This is a genomic window from Siphonobacter sp., from assembly GCF_048595215.1.
Taxonomy (GTDB): Bacteria; Bacteroidota; Bacteroidia; order Cytophagales; family Spirosomataceae; genus Siphonobacter.
In genome coordinates, this window is sequence record NZ_JBMDWJ010000148.1 from 1 (window position 1) to 2,356 (window position 2,356).

Below are 2,356 nucleotides of genomic sequence, written 5' to 3' on the forward strand. Positions count from 1 at the left end.
CGTAAATCGCCTTCTTCGTATTCCAATACTAGATCGCGGGTCACGTTACCACCGATGCCCGTACCGGGTTTCAGCGAATTGATCGTCTCGCCCTTGGCTTGCGTATTGGCGGCAATACTGGAGGAAAAATTGATGTCGCCCTGCCGGTTTACAATCTGGAAGATGATTTCCGGATTGGTGGATTTCTTGGTCACATCAAACACATCGGCGTAGGGAATGTCTTTCAACTCCTTGAAGGTCCGACGATTGTAGGCCTCCATCAGATTGGTCTTGGCCAGATTCAGGTTAGCCGTCCGATTAGTCGCGTCGAGCGTGGTCGCCATCGTCAGGTACACTTTTCCCAGCAGAGCAAAGGCGGCGACTTTCGATACGTGCCCTTTCCCCGACAGCGGCTGGTGATCGGGCAGCGTACTAAGGGTGGCTTCCTTTACATCAGCTACAATTTGTTCGTAGACCTTTTCTTTTTTCTCGCGGAAGGTGTTGGCCGCTACTTCCTCCGTCAGCAGTAATTGCCGCGTTACCAGGGGTACATCGCCCCACTTCCGTACGAGCTGAAAATAGAGGAACCCCCGAATGAACTTCACTTCAGCCTGGTAGTTCGCCTTTGTTTCCGGATTTGCGTAGCTAACCTTATCCAGGTTGTCGAGCACCTGATTACAGCGGGTAATGGCCTGATACAGGTTCAGCCAATGCCGTTTCAGGTAAGTATTACTCGGCAAAATTGAAAAATCATTGAACTGAAAGGGTTCTCCCGCGTTCGACTGGTTGTCGTTACGGCCCGTATCATCGGAGCGTTCGTCGGTGTACAAGCCGCTATTTTCGCCAACGGTCTCGGAACTTCGTAAATACTGGTACACGCCGTTTACCGCCAGTTTTACGTCGTTTTCCGTTTGAAAAAATACGGCGGAAGGAATAGCATTGGGATCACTCTCTTCGAGAAAACTCTTCGAACACGAACCCAGTCCCAACAGGAGCGATAAGCTCAGAATAGAAAAATATGTTTTGTTCATCGTTGTATGTCTTGGAAATGGGAGGGAGTCTGGTTGGAGCAGTTTGAGGTTGGAATGGGTTGGAGCAGGTCTGAAGTTTGAGTACGTATAAAGTTTGAGCTGGTATAGAGTTTGACTGGATATACGGGTCAAGATGTTCCGGTTAAAAGCTGAAACTACCCTCAAACCAATTTTAAAAACTCAGTTTCACGCCTACGTTGTACCCCCGAACTAGCGGGTATTTTCCGTAATCGACACCGGGAGTGAGGTTTGCTCCGTTGTTATAATCTACTTCGGGATTATAGCCTTTGTATTTCGTGCGGGTAAAGGCGTTGTCCACCGATATGTACAAACGGGCATTACTTAAGCCTTTGTCACTCAACCACTTCGAGGGCAGACTATACCCCAGCATTACGTTGGTGCAACGCAGGTACGAGCCATCCTGTAGGTAGAAAGTCGAGAGCCGCGTACTGTTGCTTTGCGTACCACCCCGGGAAGCCCGGAAAATTTTGCCATTACCCGGCTCGGCCTCCGAACGATACCGTTCCTTCACGATGGAATATTGGTTGCCAGAACCCTCCATGTTGAAGAGGTAATAGTCCTGTCCATCGAGTACTTCATTCCCGTAGGAACCGTTGAAGGAAGACGAGAAATCAAAGTTTTTGTAGCTGGCCGTCAGGGCGAAACCGTAGATAAACTTCGGATACGGCGAGCCAATCACCCGCTTGTCGGCATCATTGACTACCCCATCACCGTTGACGTCTTCAAAGTACAAATCGCCCGGTTGCAGGGGGTTGCTGGAAGCGGTAGAACGGGCCGGACCTTTCAGTTGGTACCCGGCTGGGAACGACTGCGTAGCGGAATTGTAGTTGGCATTGTCGATGGCCAGATTTTCCATATCTGATTCGCGGACCATGCCTTTCACCTTAAAGCCGTAGAACATCCCAATGGGCTGACCTTCCTGCGTAATGTGGGTCAGGTACGATCGCTCGGCACCATTCGTAATGATGGTACTGGCTCCACCCATGTTCAGTACCTTGTTGCGATTCAAAGAGATGTTACCACTCAGGTTCAGTTTAAAATCAGGCGTTGAGATCACCCGACCATCGAGTTGTAGATCCAGTCCTTTGTTTTCCACGCGGGAATCACGAAGGTTGGTCAGGATGGTTGAAGCTCCGGAGATCGCCGAAATGGGTTGATTGAACAGCAGATTAAACGAGCGACTGATGTAGTAGTTGGCAATAACGAAAAGTCGGTTGTTGAACAGTCCCGCATCGACACCAAAGTTGAATTGCGAAGTCGATTCCCAGCCCAGTCGCTGATCCCGAATTCCGTTCGTCCAGACCGCCGTTTCGATGGCATTGCCA

The 2,356-nt window shown here is 50.0% G+C and carries 1 protein-coding gene and 1 pseudogene; both read right to left on the reverse strand.

Annotated elements, in window-relative coordinates; genetic code table 11:
- A partial coding sequence (locus ACOJTG_RS08540; protein ID WP_420153426.1) for a RagB/SusD family nutrient uptake outer membrane protein occupies positions 1-1,010 on the reverse strand: 1,010 nt, incomplete at its 3' end.
- A 172-nt stretch (positions 1,011-1,182) separates the two neighbouring features.
- Positions 1,183-2,356 (reverse strand): annotated as a pseudogene (locus tag ACOJTG_RS08545) (SusC/RagA family protein); the annotation flags it as partial.